Origin of the sequence: Hydrogenophaga sp. (genome assembly GCF_035481345.1) — a bacterium.
Classification (GTDB): Bacteria; Pseudomonadota; Gammaproteobacteria; order Burkholderiales; family Burkholderiaceae_C; genus Hydrogenophaga.
Map to the genome: position 1 here is coordinate 1 of NZ_DATIGV010000160.1, position 16340 is coordinate 16340.

Sequence of the window (16340 nt, forward strand, 5' to 3'; positions counted from 1 at the left end):
CCACCGAGACCTTCAGGTGGCCGCGCGCCAGGCCCTTGGCGGCCGCCGCCTGCTGCTCGAAGCTCTCCCATTCGCGCAGCATCGCGCGCGCGGTCTGCGCCAGCTCGAGTCCGGCGGGCGTGAGGTGTACCTTGCGGCCGATCACTTCGTACAGCGGCAGCCCCACGCTGTCGGCGATCTCGCGCAGCTGCATGGAAGCGGTGGGCTGGGTCACGTGCAGGGCCCGCGCGGCCCCGCTCACGCTGCCGGTCTCCTGCAGCGCAAGAAACAGGCGCAACTGCCGGAAGCTCACATTCATAGGTTTTTCTCTATATGTTCCGATGAACAAATCGATTTTACGGAACGCCCCGATTTGCCTAGCATCGGCTCGAATCTGGAGCGTCCATGACCAGCCTGCTTGACCCTGCCATCCTTTTCTTCGTCTTCGGTGTGTTCGCCGGCGCCCTGCGCTCCGACCTGGAGATCCCGCCCGCCATCGGCAAGTTTCTGTCGCTGTATCTGCTGATGGCGCTGGGCCTCAAGGGGGGCTTCGCGCTCGCCGAGTCCGGTCTGTCGCCCGCGATGCTCAGCGGCCTGGGCGCCGCCCTGTTCATGGCCTTCCTGGTGCCCGCGCTGGGCTATGCCTTCCTGCGGCGGCACGTCTCGCGCTTCGATGCCGCGGCCGTCGCCGCGGCCTATGGCTCGGTCAGCGCGGTGAGCTTCGTCGCGGCCACGCAGTACCTGGAGAACCTGGGCCTGATGCCCGGCGCCCACATGACGGTGGCCATGGTGCTGATGGAGACGCCGGCCATCCTGATGGCCGTGCTGCTGGCCAATGCGGCGCGCCAGGCCGCGCGACCTGTGCGGGTGGTGGGCGCCGGGCAGGCCGCGCTGTCGGGCATGCCGGTGGGCGGTGGTGCGTCGCTGGGTGGCATCCTGCGGGAGTCCTTCACCGGCGGTGCGCAGTTCCTGCTGCTGGGCTCGCTCGTGGTGGGCTGCCTCAGCGGCGAAGCCGGCAAGGCCGTGATGCAGCCCTTTGCGGGCGACCTGTTCAGGGGCCTGCTGGCCTTCTTCCTGCTGGACATGGGCCTGCTGGTGGCGCGCAACGTCGGCGACGCGCGGCGCGCCTCGCCGGTGCTCTTGGCCTATGCGGTGCTGGCACCGCTGGCGCACGCCCTGATCGCCCTGGGTCTGGCCCGGCTGCTGGGCATGTCCCCCGCCGACACGGCCCTGCTGATGGTCCTGAGCGCGAGCGCTTCCTACATCGTGGTGCCAGCGGTGCTGCGGCACGCCGTGCCCGAGGCCAGCCCCTCGCTCTACCTGGGCCTGTCGCTGGGCCTGACCTTTCCGTTCAACATCCTGCTCGGCATCCCGCTCTACACCTGGATGGCCGGCGCGCTCTGAGGGCGCATTGGCGCGCGCTGACCGGCGCTCAACCCCGCCCGCGGAACACCGGTGGCCGCCGCTCGATGAAGGCCCGCATGCCCTCGGCGAAAGCCTCGCCGTCGATCAGTTCGGCCTGGCGCTCGCGCTCCAGCGCGAGTTGCTGCGCCAGGTTGTTGCGCTCGCTCGCCGCGAAGAGTGCGCGTGCTTCGGCAACGGCGTGGGTGGGCATGGCGGCCAGGCGCGTGGCCAGGGCCAGCGCTTCTTCGGCCAGCACCGCGTCGTCCACGCAGGCCCAGACCAGGCCCCAGTCGGCGGCGCGCGACGCGCCCAGCTTCTCGCCCAGCAGGGCCAGGCCCAGCGCGCGCGCCCGGCCCACGGCGCGCGGCACGGCCCAGCTCGCGCCCATGTCGGGCACGGCGCCCAGGGCGGGCACGAAGGGCAGGTAGAAGTAGGCCGAGCGCGCGGCGACCACCACGTCGGCCGCCAGGGCCAGGCCCACGCCGCCGCCCGCGGCCACGCCATTGACCGCGCACACCACGGGCACCGGCAGCGAGCGCAGCTCCGCGACCATGGGGTTGCCGGTCTCGTCCAGCATATGCCCCACCTGCGTGCCCAGCGAGCCGCGCGAGGGGTCCTTGGCGCGCTCGCTGAAATCGGCCAGGTCGGCGCCGACGCAGAAGGCGCGACCGGTGGCGGTGAGGATGAGCGCGCGAATGGACTTGTCGTCGCGCACGCGGCGCAGCGCGTCCAGCACGCCCTGCTGCAGCGCGGGCGTCAAGGGGTTGAGGCGATCGCCTTCGTTGAGCGTGAGCGTGGCGATGCCCTCGCGCTGCTCGAACAGGACGGCAGGATGCAAAGGGGTGCCTGCGTCTGCGGCAGCGGCGCGAGCGCCTTCGGGCGGCCGGGTGGCGCTCATGCGTTCGGCTCCCGCGCGTGTTCGCTGAAGTAGGTGCGCACCACTGCGCCGTCCAGGCGCAGCGCGTGGCAGCCGCCCAGCGGCGTGGTGCGGGCGGGGTTGCCGGCCTCGTCGGCACCGCCGAAGTTGCCGTCGGCCCACAGCACCTGGAAGGCGGCGCTGGCCAGGGTGGGCAGCAGCTCGGTCATGTGGGTGCAGCCGGCCGTGCCGCGAAACAGGCGCTTCACCACCATGGTGAAGCCCGGTTCGATGCGCAGGCCCACGAGCTGGCGGTAGGCGGCCTCGACCTCGCGACATTCCGGGTAGGGCGTGTGGTCGCTGGACGCGCGAGCATCGACGATGAAACGCTCGCGGTCGATGGTCAGGCGCACGCGCATCTGATGGATGGCCTCACCCGCCGGCACCTCGCGGTTGACGAGCTGCAACGGCACGGGTTTGGTGTCAATGAGCAGGCCGTCGAGATCGATCAGGCCGTCCGGGCGCTCGAAGGCCTCGCAGTGGATGCGGCGCAGGTGCAGCGGGCGGCGGTCGTTCATTGAACCTCCACCGCGTGCACCACGCCGGCCGCGCACAGGGCGTCGATGTCGGTGGCGGCGTAACCCGCCTGCGCCAGCAGCGCGCGCGTGTCGGCGCCCACGACGGGCGCGCGCGGCGGCAGTTGCGTCGGCGTTCGGTCGAAGCGCGGCGCGGGCGCGGGCTGCACGCCGCCGTCGGCCGGCGCGAAGGTGCCGCGCGCCAGGTTGTGCGGATGGGCCGGCGCCTCTTTCATCGACAGCACGGGCGCGAAGCACACATCGGTGCCTTCGAGCAGCGCGCACCAGCCGTCGCGCGTGCGGGTGCGGAACAGGGCCTCGAGCTGGCTGCGCAGCATCGGCCATTCGCCCGCGTCCCACTGCTTCTGGAAGCCCGGGTCGTCGATGCCACACAGCGCCAGCAGTTGCCGGTAGAACTGCGGCTCGATGGCGCCGATGGAGACGAAGCGGCCGTCGGCGCATTCGTAGGTGCCATAGAAGTGGGCCGCACCGTCGAGGAAGTTGCTCTCGCGCCGGTCCTGCCAGAAGCCCTTGGCCATCAGCCCGTACTGCGCCGCCATCAGCAGCGCCGCGCCATCGGTCATGGCGGCATCCACCACCTGGCCCTGGCCGGACCGCTGCGCTTCGGCGTGCGCGGCCAGCACACCCACCACCAGCAGCATGCCGCCGCCGCCGTAGTCGCCCACCAGGTTGAGCGGCGGCGCGGGCGGGCGGTCGGCCGGACCCATGGCGTGCAGCGCGCCGCTGAGCGCGATGTAGTTGAGGTCGTGGCCAGCCGCCTGCGCGAGCGGCCCGCTCTGGCCCCATCCCGTCATGCGGCCGTAAACCAGGCGCGGGTTGCGCGCGTGGCAGGCTTCGGGCCCCAGGCCCAGCTTCTCGGCCACGCCGGGGCGAAAGCCTTCGATCAGCACGTCGGCGCCGTCGACCAGCTTGAGCACCGCCTCGACGCCGCGCGGGTCCTTCATGTTCACCGCGATGGAACGTCGGCCCCGGTCCACGACGCTGTCGTTGCGCATGAGGTCCTCCAGGCCGCCGCGCGAGGGCGGGCCGGGCAGGCGGTCCACCCGGATGACGGTAGCCCCCAGGTCGGCCAGCAGCATGCAGGCGAAGGGCCCCGGGCCGATGCCCGCGAGTTCGATGACGGTGAGGTGGGCAAGCGGTCCGGGCATGACGGTCACATGCGCTTGGCGACTTCTTCGAGCATCACCTCGGTGGCGCCGCCGCCGATGGTGAGGATGCGTGCGTCGCGCGCCATGCGCTCCACCGGCGTGCCGATGATGAAGCCCGTGCCCCCGTGCAGTTGCAGGCAGGTGTGCACCACCTCCTGCAGGGTCTCGGCGCCGAAGGCCTTGAGCATGGAGACCTCGCGCACGGTGTCCTTGCCCTCGTCGATCATCTGCGCGCACTGGTAGGTGAGCGCGCGCACGGCCGCGGCCTTGGACGCCATCCACGCCAGCTTGTTGCGCACCACCTGCTGGTCCCACAGCGACTTGCCGAAGGCCTGGCGCTGGCGCACGTAGTCCACCGTGAGTTCGATGGCGCGCGCGCAAGTGCCCGAGACCAGCGCGCCCACCACCAGGCGCTCGTTCTGGAAGGTGCTGACGATGTAGTAGAAGCCCTTGCCCTCCTCGCCCAGCAGGCCATCGGCGGGCAACTTCAGGTCGTCGAAGAACAGCTCGGCCGTGTCGGACGAGCGCCAGCCGTGCTTCTCGAACTGGCGCGTGATTTTCAGGCCCGGGTTGTCCTTCTCCACGATGAACAGCGAGATGCCGCGGCTGCCCTTGGCCTCGGGGTCGGTGCGCGCGGCCACGATGTAGATGTCACCGTGCACGCCGTTGGTGATGAAGGTCTTGGAACCGTTGATGAGCCAGCCGCCATCGGCCGTGCGCTCGGCGCGTGTGCGCAGGCCGGCCACGTCGGAGCCGGCGCCGGGCTCGGTCACGCAGACCGCGCCCACCTTGCGGCCCGCACAGGCCTCGGGCAGGTACTTCTGCTTCTGCTCGTGCGAGCCGCGGTGCGCGATGTGGCTGATCGACATGTCGCTGTGCACCGTGAGCGCCGAGGCCACGCCGCCGTAGCCCGAACGCGCGAGCTCTTCGCCCAGCACCACCGAGGCCAGCGCGCCCAGGCCGCCGCCGCCATAGTCCACCGGGTGGCGCATGCCCAGGAAGCCGAGTTCACCCAGTTCCTGGAACAGCGAGCGCGGGATCTCGCCGGAGGCCTCCCAGGCGTCGGCGAAGGGCACGATGCGCTCCTTCGAAAAGCGGCGCACCTGGTCGCGCACCATGCGCAGGTCCTCATCGAGGAAGTCGGGCTCGAGGAATTCGAATTCGGTCATGTGCAGCGGCGTTGATGCGGATCAAGGAAGGCCGGGCGGTTGTCATTCATAGTCCGGCGTGTCGGTTTATTTTATGAGCGAAGGGCAAGGCCTGCAAGGTGGCTTGCTACACTTCCGCCGCCCTGAGAAGCCCCGCCTCGAGGAGAGAACACATGCCGCGCATCCGTTCCGACGACTACGAAACCAAGGCCCAGGCCATCATGGACGCGGCGGCGGCCATCTTCGCCAAGGAGGGCTACCCGGCGGCCAAGATGCAGGACGTGGCCAAAGCCTGCGGCGCGACGAAGTCGATGCTGTACCACTACTTCCCGACCAAGGACGACCTGCTGTTCGCGATGCTGCAGGAGCACCTGCAGCGGCTGATCGGCGCGATGGAAGAGGCGCTGGCGAGCAAGGCCAGCGGGCGCGAGCGGCTGCAGATGGTGGTGGAGGCCTACACGCAGAAGTCGGCGCAGTCGCGGCGGCGGCACATGGTGGCCATGAACGACGTGAAGTTCCTGCCCAAGGCGAAGCAGACGCCGCTGATCAACCTGCAGCGCCAATTGACCGAACTGGTGGCGCGGCTGCTGCACGAACTCAACCCGGACCTGCCGGAGCCGGTGTACAAGCCCTACACCATGATGCTGCTGGGCATGCTGAACTGGACGGACTTCTGGTACAAGCCCTCGGGGGAGGTGAAGCCCCAGGAGCTTTGCGATCGGCTCTCTCGGTTGTTCCTCAAGGGGTTTCTGGCTGAGAAGGCTTGACTGGGGATTTCTCTCGTTGCACCTCGCGCACGCTCGCGGCCGATGGGCGCTCCACTCCGGGACTGTCCCCCGGACCGGCTGCCGCCGGTCCTCCTCCTTTATGTCCCTGCGTGAAGCACCCATCACCCGCGAGCTGAAGTGACGGTTCAGCAGCCTCCCGTTCGCGCGCCTACAGGTTGGTGGTGACCGGTGTCCGGCGCAGCGACATAAAGGAGGAGGATCGGAGCGCGCCAGCGCTCTGATCCGGGGGACAGTCGCGGAGCCGGACACCGGTCGCCGCCAACCGCTTCAGCCGGCGACGAAAAAGAAAAGGGACCCATAAGCCCCTTTGCAGAAAAGACCCAGGCCCTCACTGCACCAGTTTGTAGGTGGTCGCCGCCGGATCCGCCTTCAGCAAAAAGAGCTTCGGCGCCGCCAGGTGGTCATCCGCCGCGAAGCTGATCGGCGTCATCGCCCCCGTCTCCAGGTTCTTCAGCTTGGCCAGCTCCGCGTTCGTGCAGTCCCAGGTCAGCGCCTTGCCGCACTTGTCCATCGCCGCGAACAGCGCCCGCGCCGCCGAATAACCCGTGAAGGTGTAGCGGTTCACCCGCGCGCGCTCCTCGGCCGAGAGGTGCTGCTCCAGCTTGCCCATGAAGCCCTTCGCCTCGGGCGAGCTCTCCAGGTACACGTAGTCCACCGTGTACACGTTCTCGCCCGCCGTGCCCATCATCTTGGCGCTGGCCGGCACGCGCGACACATAGGTCACGCCCACGGGGATCTTGTGGCCGATGCGCTCCAGCTCCTTCGTCATGGTCACGTTCTCGCCCAGCACGCCACCGGCCATCAGCGCCTCGGCGCCCGCCTGCTTGACCTTCAGGATCTCCGAGGAGAAGTCCGACTGGCCCTTCTTGAAGATCTGGCTGGAGACGACCTGCAGCTTCTTCTCCTTGGCCGCGCGCTCGAAACCGTCGCGCACGTTCTGGCCGTAGTCGTCGTCCTGCGAGATCACGGCCCACTTCTTGTTCGGGTAGCGCTCGGCCATCTTCGACACCAGCTCGTAGACCGCTTCGCGCATGTCGTAACCCACCGCGAACACGTTCTTGATGGTGGGCTGGTACAGGCCTTCGTAGGTGGTGATCGGCGCCATCGCCGGGATGCCGGTCTGCTTGATCAGCGGCATGGCGGCCTGCGCCTGCGCGGTGCCCGAGATGGAGGTGAAAGCGAAGATCTTGTCGCTGTTGATGAGCTTGCGAACGCCCTGGATGGTGCGCGAGGGCACGTAACCATCGTCTTCCGAGATCAGGCGCAGTTTGCGGCCATTGATGCCGCCGGCCGCGTTGGCCTCGGCCACGGCGGCCTTCACGCCGAGGTTGTGCGCCACGCCCAGCAGCGCGGGCGGGCCGGTGAGCGGCAGGATGTCGCCGATCACGATCTCGGTGTCGCTGACGCCCTGCTGCGCAGCGGCCTGGAAGGTGACGCCGGCGGCCAGCAGGCCGAGGGCAAGGGCGGTGAGTCTCTTGTTCATGCTGTCTGTCTCCTGTGGGTGGATCGGTGGCCGAAGCCGTCGGGGGGAATCAGTAGCGCAAAGGCCAGTGCACCCAGGTGTGGCGCAGGTCGTGCCAGATGCCGCGCAGGCCGCGCGGGTCGAAGCGCAGGAAGGCGATGATCGCGACGCCATAGAGGATGGTCTTGACCTCGTGCGCGCTGGTGGTCATGGTCTCGGCCAGGCGCCCGCCGAGGAAGGACATGAGGCTGGCGAAGACCTCGGGCAGTGTGACGATGAAGACCGTGCCGAGCACCGCGCCCAGCACCGAGCCGATGCCGCCCACGATGACGATGGCCAGGGCCTCGATGCTGAGCAGGAAGGGGTAACCCTCAACCGAGACGAAGCTCATGTAGATGGCCATGAGCCCGCCGGCCAGGCCGGTGAGCGCGGCGCTGATGAGGAAGGCCAGCAGCTTGTAGTGCACCAGGCTGATGCCCATGGTGCGCGCGGCGATGTCGTTGTCGCGCACGGCCACCAGGGCGCGGCCCACGTAGGAGCGGCGCAGGTTGAGCACCAGCAGCACGGCCAGCGCGCACACGCCCAGGCAGAACCAGTAGAAGGCGCGGTCGCTGGAGAGGTCCATGCCCAGCACCACGGGCCGCTCGACCATGATGCCGCTGCCGCCGCCGGTGAGCTCGCCACCGGCCAGGATGCCCGCGCTGACGATGTGCGCGAAGGCCAGCGTGGTGATGGCCAGGTACAGGCCGTGCAGGCGCAGTGAGGGAATGCCCACGATGAGCCCGAACAGCGCCGGCAGCACGGCCGACAGCAGCAGCGCGATCTCCGGCGGCAGGCCCCAGCGCGTGACCGCGATGGCGTAGGCGTAGCCGCCCAGCATGAGGAAGCCCACGTGGCCCAGAGAGATGAGGCCGGTGAAGCCGGTCAGCACCATCAGACCCAGCGCGCCCACGGTGGTGAACAGGATGATGGTGAGGTGCGAGAGCAGGAAGTTGCCGAGCACGAAGGGCGCGAGCGCCATCACGATCAGCAGCGCCGCCGTCCACCCCTTCACCGCGGGCGAGTCCGTCAGGACCACCAGCTCGCCATAGCCTTGCTTGAAGAAACCGCTGCGCATCTCAAACCCTCTCGATCCGCTTTTCGCCGAACAGCCCGAAGGGCCGCACCATGAGCACCACCAGGATCAGCAGGAAGCCCGCGATCTCCTTGAGCGTGCTGGGCAGGTAGCCGCCCACCAGGTTTTCCAGCACGCCGATGAACAGACCGCTGAAGGCCGAGCCCAGCACCGAGTCGAAGCCGCCCAGCACGGTGGCGGGGAAGGCCTTGAGGCCGATCTCGTGGATGGTGGGCGCCAGGCCGTAGATGACCGCGAAGAAGGCGCCGGCCAGGCCCGCCAGGCCCGAGGCCGAGGCCCAGGCCACGGCCTGCACGCGCGCGGTGGACACACCCATGAGCCGCGCGGTCTTCTCGTCGGACGCCACGGCGCGCATGGCCACGCCGAAGCGGCTGTGGCGCAGGAAGAACCAGAAGCCCGCGATGGCGATGAGCAGCACCACGATCACCGTGATCTGCCCCGCGCGCAGGCCGATGCCGCCCAGGTCCACGATGGTGTCGGCGCCTTCGACCGCGAACTTGTGCGGCGCGGCGCCCCAGATCAGCGTGACCAGGGCGCGCAGCACCACGGCCAGGCCCACGGTCACCAGCACCACGGAGAGCACGGGCTCGCCGAGCATGGGTCGCATGATCAGGCGCTCGCAGACCAGGCCCAGCGCCGCGCCCACGGCCACCGAGACCAGGATGGTGGAGACCGCGTCGGTGCCCAGCGCGGTGGCGATGGACCAGGACGCGTACGCGGTGAGCATGCCCATCTCGCCCTGGGCGAAGTTGACGATGCCGGTGGCCTTGAAGATGACGGCGAAGCTCATGGCCACCAGGCCATAGATCGCGCCGATGGCCAGCCCGGAGACGACCAGTTCGATGAAGTAGTTCATGCAGCACCGCCGCCGTAGATCTGTTCGAGCTCGCGCGCGAACTTCTTGTTGATGAGGCCGCGGCGCACCTTCTGCGTGGCCGTGAGCTCGCCGTCGTCGTGGTCCAGCTCCTTTTCCAGGAGCACGAACCTGCGGATGTTCTCGACACGGGCGAACTTCGAGTTCACCTCGTCCACCACCTGCTGGATGAGTTGGTTCACCTCGTCCATCTGCGTGAGCGACTTGAAGGTGGTGTATTGCAGGTCGCGCTCGGCGGCCCAGCGGCCCACGCTGTCGAAGTCGATCTGGATCAGGCCGCCGAGGAACTTGCGGCCCTCGCCGACGACGATGGCCTCGCGCACGAAGGGGCTGTCCTTGAGCGCGTTCTCGATCTCCGAAGGCGCGATGTTCTTGCCGCCGCTGGTGATGATGATGGCCTTCTTGCGGTCGACCACGGCGATCTCGTCTTGCGCGCGCACCTCGACGATGTCGCCGCTGGCCAGCCAGCCGTCGGCGGCCAGGATGTCCTTGGTGCCCTTGTCGTCGAACAGGTAGCCCTGGAACACACCGGGCGAGCGCACGAAGACCTCGCCGTCCTCGCCCAGCTTCCACTCCACGCCCGGCATCGCGGGCCCGCAACTGCCGGAGACGAAGGGCCGGCCCGGCACCTGCACGAAGGCCAGGCCGCCGGCCTCGGTGAGGCCGTAGCCCTGGCCCACGGGCAGGCCGATGATGTCGAAGAACTTCAGCGTCTCGGGCGAGACCGAGGCGCCGCCGCACATGCGGGTGTGCGTGCGGTTCAGGCCCATGTGGCGCTGCATGTTGCGAAACAGCAGGGCGTACCAGAGGCCGAACTCGATCCGATCACCGAGATTCACCAGGCGCCCGTGTTCGGCGCGCCGGTCCGACAGCGCGCGCCCGCGCCTCATGCCCACGCGGTACAGCCAGCGCTGCACGCGCCCGCTGTCTTTCATGCGGAACTCGAAGTGCTGCTGCAGCTTCTCCCAGATGCGCGGCACCCCCAGGAAGAAGGTGGGCGCGATCTCGCGGATGTTGGCCGACACGGTGTCGATGGACTCGGCGAAATTCACCGTGCCACCGGTGAGCAGGTGCAACACCGTGGAATAGCCGCGCTCGGCCACGTGGCACAGCGGCAGGTAGCAGACCGACTCGAAGCGCTTGCCCACCATGTCGCGCGCGGCGGCATAGGAATAGGCGGCGAAGATGAAGTTGCGGTGCGTGAGCATCGCGCCCTTGGGCGGGCCGGTGGTGCCCGAGGTGTAGACGAGGATGTTCACGTCGTCGGGCACGAGCGAATCGATGCTGTGGTCCAGGCGCTGCTCGGCCAGCGGGTCTTCCTGCGCGAGCTGGTCGCCCAGCGCCATCAGGTGCTCGAAGCTGTGCGGCAGTCCCGGGGCGTAGCGGCGCAGGCCCTTCATGTCGACGCAGAAGATGTGCCGCAGGTGCGGCAGGCCCGCGCCCTCCTTCATCGCGTCGAGCACCTTGTCGGTCTGCTCCTGGTCGCCGGTGATGGCCACCTTGGCCTGGCAGTGGCCCGCGATGTAGAGCACCTCGGCCCAGGGGTTGGTCGGGTAGATGCCCACCACCTGCACGCCCAGCATCTGGGCGCCCAGGTCGGCGTAGAACCACTCGGGAATGTCCTCGGCCGCGATGACGATGCGGTCGCCGCGCTGCAGGCCGAGCTTCATCAGACCCAGCGCGGTGCGGCGCGCGTCGCGGTAGTAGTCGGCCCAGGTGCGGCCACGCCAGATGCCTTGCACCTTTTCGCGCAGGGCCACCTGGTTGCCGCGCTCGCTCGCGCGGTGGCGCAGCAGGCCGGGCAGCGTGCCTTCGCCGCGCAGCAGGGTGTCGTGCTCAAGCATGGGCACCCTCCTCGCCCAGGTAGGCCGCCAGCACGGCGGGGTTGGCGGCCACCTCGGCCGGCGTGCCTTCGGCGATCAGGCAGCCGAAGTCCAGCACGTAGACGCGGTCGGACAAGTCCATCACCACCTGCATGTCGTGTTCGATCATGAGCACCGCGATGCCGAACTCGTCGCGGATGTCTAGCGTGAAGCGCGCGATGTCTTCCTTCTCTTCCCGGTTCATGCCCGCCACGATCTCGTCGAGCAGCAGCAGGCTGGGCTCGCAGGCCAGGGCACGGCCCAGTTCCACGCGCTTTTGCTGGCCGTAGGCGAGCTGGCTCACCGGCTTGTCGCGCAGTTCCTCGATCTCCAGGAACTCGATGACCCGCTCGACCTGCTCGCGCGCGGCGATTTCCTCGCGGCGCGAGCGACCCCAGTGCAGCAGCGATTCCCACACCGGGTAGCGGAAGTGGATGTGCCGGCCCACCAGCAGGTTCTCCACCACCGTGCCGTGGCGGAACAGCGCCAGGTTCTGGAAGGTGCGGCCGATGCCCAGACGCGCGAACTGGTGCGACTTGAGGCCGGCGGTGTCGCGGCCCTGGAAGCGGATCGCGCCGTCGCTGGGCGGCAGCACGCCGCTCACCAGGTTGAAGGTGGTGGTCTTGCCGGCGCCGTTGGGACCGATGAGGCTCACGATCTCTCCCGGCATGACCTTCAAGCTCACGTCATTGACGGCCTTGACGCCGCCGAAGCGCTTGGAGAGGCGCGTGGCTTCGAGCACAGGGGTCTGTTGCGCGGCGCTCATGACAGCCACCTCTTGCGGCGCTTGTAGTGCTTCACGTCTTTCATGCTGGTGCGCCCGGGCTGCGAGCTCAGGCCCAGGTAGAACTCGCGCACGTCGGCGTTGCGGCGCAGCTGCTCGCTGGTGCCGTCCATCACCACGCGGCCGTTTTCCATGATGTAGGCGTAGTCGGCGATGGCCAGCGCGCGGCTGGCGTTCTGCTCGACCAGCAGGATGGTCAGGCCCGTGGTCTCGCGCAGGGTCTGGATGCAGCGGAAGATCTCGCTCACCACCAGCGGCGCCAGGCCCAGCGAGGGCTCATCGAGCGCGAGGATCTTTGGCTGGCTCATCAGCGCGCGGCCGATGGCCACCATCTGCTGCTCGCCGCCCGAGAGGTAGCCGGCGATGGTCTGGCGCATCGTGGCCAGGCGCGGAAACAGGCTGAAGACGAAGTCGCGCGCCTGCGCCAGCTTCGCAGCGCTCTGCAGGTGCGCGCCGGTGATCAGGTTCTCCTCGACCGTGAGCGTCTGGAACAGGCGCCGGCCCTCCGGCACTTGCACCATGCCCTGGCGCACGATGGCCGGCGCGGGATCTTTCTCCACGGCGCGGCCGTTGAGCAGGATGCTGCCCTTCTCGATGACGCCGTCTTCGGCGTCGAGCACGCCCGAGACGGCCTTGAGCACGGTGGACTTGCCCGCGCCGTTGGAGCCCAGCAGGGCCACGATCTGGCCCGGGCGCACCTCGAGCGACACGTCGCGCACGGCCTCGATGGCGCCGCCGTAGACGACCTGGATGTTGTGGATGGCCAGCGCGGGCGGTGGCGCCGCGCTGGTGGCGATGGTGGGTGTCATGGATGTCTCTGCTCCGCCGCCGCGCATCGCTGCGCGTTGGTGGCCACTTCTTAATAATTAGTCCGTCGCGTCGGTCTTTAATTGAGGCGGATTATGGTGCTTCGTTCCCATCGATTCCCTGGGGATTTCCCTAGATGGCGGGCGCCACCGGTGCGCTTTGCAGCAGCTCTTTCAAGGGCACGGCTTCGTCGGCCAGGCGCTCCACGTCCACGGCGCAAACCTGCGCCAGCGCGCGCTTGGCCAGCATGAAATCGGCGGGCCGGTTGATGGCGTCCATGGCCAGCAGGCGATCGCCGGCCAGGTAGAAGGCGCTGAAGGACTGTGTGACCGGATCGCCGCGCAGCACGCAGCGGTCGTGCCCTTGCGACAGGCCTGCCATCTGCAGCTTGAGCCCGTACTGGTCCGACCAGAACCAGGGCACCGCGCGGTTGGGTTTGGGCTTGCCGCCCAGCCACGAGCCGGCCGCGCGCGCCTGCTCCAGCGCGTTCGGCACCGATTCGATGCGCAGCTCGCGGCCGTAGAGGCTGTTGAACTGCAAGGTGCAGTCGCCGGCGGCCACGATGTGCGGATCGCGCGTGCGCGAGAGTTCGTCGACGGGGATGCCACCCTCTTGCGCGATGCCCGCGGCGCGCGCGGCCTCCACGTTGACCAGCATGCCCAGGCCCGCGACCACCAGATCCACCGGCAGGCGCGTGCCGTCGCGGCAGACCACGGCGCGGATCGCGTCGCCGTCCACCTCGACCGAGGACACTTCGGCGCCGGTGCGCAGGTCCACCCCGGCCGCGCGGTGCACGCGTTCGTAGAAGGCCGAGACCTCGGGACCCGCGACGCGCGCGAGCACGCGGTCTTGCAGCTCCAGCAGCGTGACCTCGGCGCCCAGGGCACGCGCGGAGGCCGCGACCTCCAGGCCCACGTAGCCGCCACCGATGATGAGCACGCGCGCACCGGGGGTCAGTTGCGCGCGGATGCCCTCGGCGTCGGCGATGGTGCGCAGGTGGTGCAGGTTGCGCGGGCGCGCACCCGGTGCCAGACCGGCGCAGGACAAAGGCCGGGGGCGCCCACCCGTGCACAGCGCGAGCTTGTCGTAGGCCATCGATGTGCCATCGGCCAGCGCGATGCGCCGGTTCGCGCGGTCGATGGACGCCATGCGTGCGCCGCTCACCAGTTCCACGCGGGCCGTTTCGTAGGCACTGCGCGGGCGCAGCAACAGGCCGTCTTCATCGACCTGGCCCGCCAGCCAGGCCTTGGACAAGGGCGGGCGGTGGTAGGGCAGCGCCGGCTCGTCACCCAGCAGCGTGATGCGCCCGGCCCAGCCGTTCTGGCGCGCCGAGACCGCGAGCTCGCTGCCCGCGTGGCCCGCGCCGACGATCAGCAGGTGGGGGTTCGAAGTCTCCATGCTTACCCTGAGAAAGTTTGATCCAGGTCAATATATAGTCCGTCACGTCGGTCTAAATATAAACAGCTTCGAACTTGAACGCAAGGAGAAAACGATGACGAGGACCAGGGCGGACGACTACGAGGACAAGAAGGCCACGATCCTGGACAAGGCCGCCGCGTTGATCGCGCGCAAGGGCTTCGACCAGGCCACCATGCAGGACGTGGCCAAGGCCTGCGGCACGTCCAAGTCGCACATCTACCACTACTTCCCGAGCAAGGAGGACTTGCTCTACGCCATCGTGCACGACCACATCACGCGGCAGGCGGAGGAGCTGGTGCGCATCGTGGAGCAGCCTTTGCCGGCGGAGGCGCGTTTCCAGCAGTTCGTGGAGAGCTTCATGCAGGGCGCGGCGCGCGAGCGCGACGAGCACATCATCCTGATGAACGACCTGAAGTACCTGCCGCGCGCGGAGCTGAAGACGATCCGTTCGCTGGAGAGCAGCATGACGGAGCTGCTCAACGGCTTGCTGGAGGAAATCAACCCGGGCCTGATGGAAACGGCGCGGGTGCGCAAGCCCTACGCGCTGTTGCTCTTCGGCATGATGATCTGGACCTTCAGCTGGTACCGGCCCTCGGGGGACATCGGGCCGAAGGAGTTGGCGGCTCGCATCTCGCACCTGTTCGTGCATGGGTTCAAGGCCGGGGACGCGCTGGCCGCGCTCAGTTCACCGCCCGCCCCTTCCCCTTCCAGTAAGGCTCCCGCAGCACGTTCTTCATGATCTTCCCCGCCCCCGACAGCGGCAGCGCCTCGCGGAACTCCACCCGGCGCGGGCATTTGTAGTTGGCGATCAGCGTGTGGCAGTGATCGATGATCTCCTGCTCGCTCACGCGCTGACCGTCCTTCAAAGCGACGACGGCCATCACCGCCTCGCCCCACTTCTCGTCCGGCACGCCGATCACCGCGCACTCGCGCACCGCCGGGTGCGCGTGCACCGCGTTCTCCACCTCGCGCGAGTAGATGTTCTCGCCGCCGCTGATGATCATGTCCTTTACGCGGTCGACGATGGTGATGAAGCCGTCCTCGTCCATCCAGGCGCCGTCGCCGGTGTGCATCCAGCCGTTGCGGATGGCCGCGGCCGTGGCCTCGGGCTTGTTCCAGTAGCCCAGCATCACCTGCGCGCCACGCACCGCGATCTCGCCCGGCGTACCGCGCGGCACCTCGTTCCCATCGGGGTCCACGATCTTCACGTCCACGCCATAGGCCGCGCGACCGGCGGCGTGCCGCTTGTGCGGGCCGTGCTCGCCATCGAAGTGGTAGCGCCAGGGCAGGCTCACCGTCAACGCGGCGGTCTCGGTCATGCCGTAGCCCTGGATGAACTCCCAGCTCGGCAGCTTGTCGATGGCGGCGGCCAGCACGGCGTCGGGGATGGGCGAAGCGCCGTACTCGCAGTAGCGCACGCTCGAGAGGTCGTAGCGGTCGAAGTCCGGGTGGTTCAACATCATGTTGATCATGGTCGGCACGAACAGCACGTAATTGACCCGGTGGGTCTGGATCGCCTCGAAGGCCAGCACGGCGTCGAACTTGGGCAGGCACACGTGCGTGCCACCGGCCAGCGTGAGCGCGAAGGCCGGCGACGCGCCGGCCAGGTGGAACAGGCCCGCCGAGTGCATGTAGCGGGTCTGATCGGAAAAATGCAAGGTCGCGATCCAGTTGATCGACGCGGCGATGAAGTTCTTGTGCGAGAGCATCACGCCCTTGGGGTGGCCAGTGGTGCCACCCGTGTAGTAGATGCCGCAGAGATCGTCGTCGCGGCCGCACTCGTCGGCCATGGGCGCCGATTGCGCGATCAGCGCCTCATGGCCGTGCATGCCGGCCGGCGCGGGCCGATCGCCCATGTGCACCACGTGCGACATGGGGTGACCCTTGAGCAGCTCGGGCACCTGCGCAGCGAAGCCGTCGTCCACCACCAGGCCAGCGCAGCCGGCGTCCTTCAGGCTGTAGACGTTCTCGGGGATGGCCCAGCGCGTGTTCAGCGGCACGATGACCAGGTTCGCCCAGGCGGCGGCGAAGAAGAGCTCGATGTAGTTGTCGCTGTTGAAGGCCAGCACCGCCAGGCG

Annotated in this window: 16 protein-coding genes; 3 read left to right on the forward strand and 13 right to left on the reverse strand. The window is 68.6% G+C overall.

The window, feature by feature from the left end; genetic code table 11:
• Positions 1 to 298, reverse strand: a 298-nt coding sequence (locus VLG41_RS16235) for a LysR family transcriptional regulator (protein WP_325350433.1), incomplete at its 3' end; no start/stop codon positions are given.
• A gap of 86 nt (positions 299 to 384) precedes the next feature.
• Between VLG41_RS16235 and VLG41_RS16240 the strand changes: the two genes are divergently transcribed.
• Positions 385 to 1383, forward strand: a complete 999-nt coding sequence (locus VLG41_RS16240) for a sodium-dependent bicarbonate transport family permease (RefSeq protein WP_325350434.1) — start codon at positions 385 to 387, stop codon at positions 1381 to 1383.
• A gap of 28 nt (positions 1384 to 1411) precedes the next feature.
• Here VLG41_RS16240 and VLG41_RS16245 read toward each other — a convergent pair whose 3' ends face one another.
• Genes VLG41_RS16245 through VLG41_RS16260 form a run of 4 tightly spaced genes read right to left on the reverse strand, consistent with a single transcriptional unit; the run spans position 1412 to position 5152 of the window.
• Positions 1412 to 2221, reverse strand: a complete 810-nt coding sequence (locus VLG41_RS16245; RefSeq protein ID WP_325350435.1) for an enoyl-CoA hydratase-related protein — start codon at positions 2219 to 2221, stop codon at positions 1412 to 1414.
• Positions 2222 to 2277: 56 nt separating this feature from the next.
• A complete protein-coding gene (locus VLG41_RS16250) occupies positions 2278 to 2817 on the reverse strand; it encodes a DUF2889 domain-containing protein (RefSeq protein ID WP_325350436.1) in 540 nt (179 codons plus the stop codon).
• Positions 2814 to 3983, reverse strand: coding sequence for a CaiB/BaiF CoA-transferase family protein (locus tag VLG41_RS16255; protein WP_325350437.1), 1170 nt, complete (start codon positions 3981 to 3983; stop codon positions 2814 to 2816). The genes VLG41_RS16250 and VLG41_RS16255 overlap by 4 nt, the downstream gene beginning before the upstream one ends.
• A gap of 5 nt (positions 3984 to 3988) precedes the next feature.
• Positions 3989 to 5152 (reverse strand): acyl-CoA dehydrogenase family protein, encoded by a 1164-nt coding sequence (locus VLG41_RS16260; protein WP_325350438.1) that lies wholly within the window; start codon positions 5150 to 5152, stop codon positions 3989 to 3991.
• 152 nt (positions 5153 to 5304) lie between these two features.
• Between VLG41_RS16260 and VLG41_RS16265 the strand changes: the two genes are divergently transcribed.
• Positions 5305 to 5898: a TetR/AcrR family transcriptional regulator gene (locus VLG41_RS16265; RefSeq protein WP_325350439.1), complete on the forward strand. Its 594-nt coding sequence runs from the start codon at positions 5305 to 5307 to the stop codon at positions 5896 to 5898.
• A gap of 349 nt (positions 5899 to 6247) precedes the next feature.
• On the opposite strand, the gene VLG41_RS16270 is transcribed toward VLG41_RS16265, so the two are convergent.
• From VLG41_RS16270 to VLG41_RS16300, 7 genes are all read right to left on the reverse strand, one after another.
• Positions 6248 to 7402 (reverse strand): ABC transporter substrate-binding protein, encoded by a 1155-nt coding sequence (locus VLG41_RS16270; RefSeq protein ID WP_325350440.1) that lies wholly within the window; start codon positions 7400 to 7402, stop codon positions 6248 to 6250.
• Positions 7403 to 7451: 49 nt separating this feature from the next.
• Positions 7452 to 8498 (reverse strand): branched-chain amino acid ABC transporter permease, encoded by a 1047-nt coding sequence (locus VLG41_RS16275; RefSeq protein WP_325350441.1) that lies wholly within the window; start codon positions 8496 to 8498, stop codon positions 7452 to 7454.
• Position 8499: 1 nt separating this feature from the next.
• On the reverse strand, positions 8500 to 9372 hold the full coding sequence (locus tag VLG41_RS16280; protein ID WP_325350442.1) for a branched-chain amino acid ABC transporter permease: 873 nt from the start codon (positions 9370 to 9372) through the stop codon (positions 8500 to 8502).
• Entirely contained in the window at positions 9369 to 11234 is a 1866-nt protein-coding gene (locus VLG41_RS16285; RefSeq protein ID WP_325350443.1) for an AMP-dependent synthetase/ligase, read from the reverse strand. Before VLG41_RS16285 ends, VLG41_RS16280 begins: the two co-directional genes overlap by 4 nt.
• The gene (locus VLG41_RS16290) at positions 11227 to 12018 is read right to left on the reverse strand and encodes an ABC transporter ATP-binding protein (RefSeq protein ID WP_325350444.1); all 792 of its coding nucleotides are present in this window, start codon (positions 12016 to 12018) and stop codon (positions 11227 to 11229) included. The genes VLG41_RS16285 and VLG41_RS16290 overlap by 8 nt, the downstream gene beginning before the upstream one ends.
• Positions 12015 to 12845 carry an ABC transporter ATP-binding protein gene (locus VLG41_RS16295; protein ID WP_325350445.1) on the reverse strand — a complete coding sequence of 277 codons (831 nt, stop codon included), beginning with the start codon at positions 12843 to 12845 and terminating at the stop codon, positions 12015 to 12017. Before VLG41_RS16295 ends, VLG41_RS16290 begins: the two co-directional genes overlap by 4 nt.
• A gap of 130 nt (positions 12846 to 12975) precedes the next feature.
• Complete coding sequence (locus tag VLG41_RS16300; protein WP_325350446.1) at positions 12976 to 14241, reverse strand: NAD(P)/FAD-dependent oxidoreductase; 1266 nt, start codon at positions 14239 to 14241, stop codon at positions 12976 to 12978.
• Positions 14242 to 14335: 94 nt separating this feature from the next.
• Here VLG41_RS16300 and VLG41_RS16305 point away from each other — a divergent pair, with 94 nt between their 5' ends.
• On the forward strand, positions 14336 to 15001 hold the full coding sequence (locus VLG41_RS16305; protein ID WP_325350447.1) for a TetR/AcrR family transcriptional regulator: 666 nt from the start codon (positions 14336 to 14338) through the stop codon (positions 14999 to 15001).
• On the opposite strand, the gene VLG41_RS16310 is transcribed toward VLG41_RS16305, so the two are convergent.
• The coding region (locus tag VLG41_RS16310) for a long-chain fatty acid--CoA ligase (protein ID WP_325350448.1) at positions 14943 to 16340 on the reverse strand (1398 nt) is incomplete at its 5' end. The two genes, VLG41_RS16305 and VLG41_RS16310, sit on opposite strands and share 59 nt — an antisense overlap.

Coding starts and splice junctions, on each gene's coding strand:
- VLG41_RS16240 (WP_325350434.1), top strand. CDS start 385: ATGACCAGCCTGCTTGACCCTGCCATCCTTTTCTTCGTCTTCGGTGTG.
- VLG41_RS16250 (WP_325350436.1), bottom strand. CDS start 2,817: ATGAACGACCGCCGCCCGCTGCACCTGCGCCGCATCCACTGCGAGGCC.
- VLG41_RS16255 (WP_325350437.1), bottom strand. CDS start 3,983: ATGCCCGGACCGCTTGCCCACCTCACCGTCATCGAACTCGCGGGCATC.
- VLG41_RS16260 (WP_325350438.1), bottom strand. CDS start 5,152: ATGACCGAATTCGAATTCCTCGAGCCCGACTTCCTCGATGAGGACCTG.
- VLG41_RS16265 (WP_325350439.1), top strand. CDS start 5,305: ATGCCGCGCATCCGTTCCGACGACTACGAAACCAAGGCCCAGGCCATC.
- VLG41_RS16270 (WP_325350440.1), bottom strand. CDS start 7,402: ATGAACAAGAGACTCACCGCCCTTGCCCTCGGCCTGCTGGCCGCCGGC.
- VLG41_RS16275 (WP_325350441.1), bottom strand. CDS start 8,498: ATGCGCAGCGGTTTCTTCAAGCAAGGCTATGGCGAGCTGGTGGTCCTG.
- VLG41_RS16280 (WP_325350442.1), bottom strand. CDS start 9,372: ATGAACTACTTCATCGAACTGGTCGTCTCCGGGCTGGCCATCGGCGCG.
- VLG41_RS16285 (WP_325350443.1), bottom strand. CDS start 11,234: ATGCTTGAGCACGACACCCTGCTGCGCGGCGAAGGCACGCTGCCCGGC.
- VLG41_RS16290 (WP_325350444.1), bottom strand. CDS start 12,018: ATGAGCGCCGCGCAACAGACCCCTGTGCTCGAAGCCACGCGCCTCTCC.
- VLG41_RS16295 (WP_325350445.1), bottom strand. CDS start 12,845: ATGACACCCACCATCGCCACCAGCGCGGCGCCACCGCCCGCGCTGGCC.
- VLG41_RS16300 (WP_325350446.1), bottom strand. CDS start 14,241: ATGGAGACTTCGAACCCCCACCTGCTGATCGTCGGCGCGGGCCACGCG.
- VLG41_RS16305 (WP_325350447.1), top strand. CDS start 14,336: ATGACGAGGACCAGGGCGGACGACTACGAGGACAAGAAGGCCACGATC.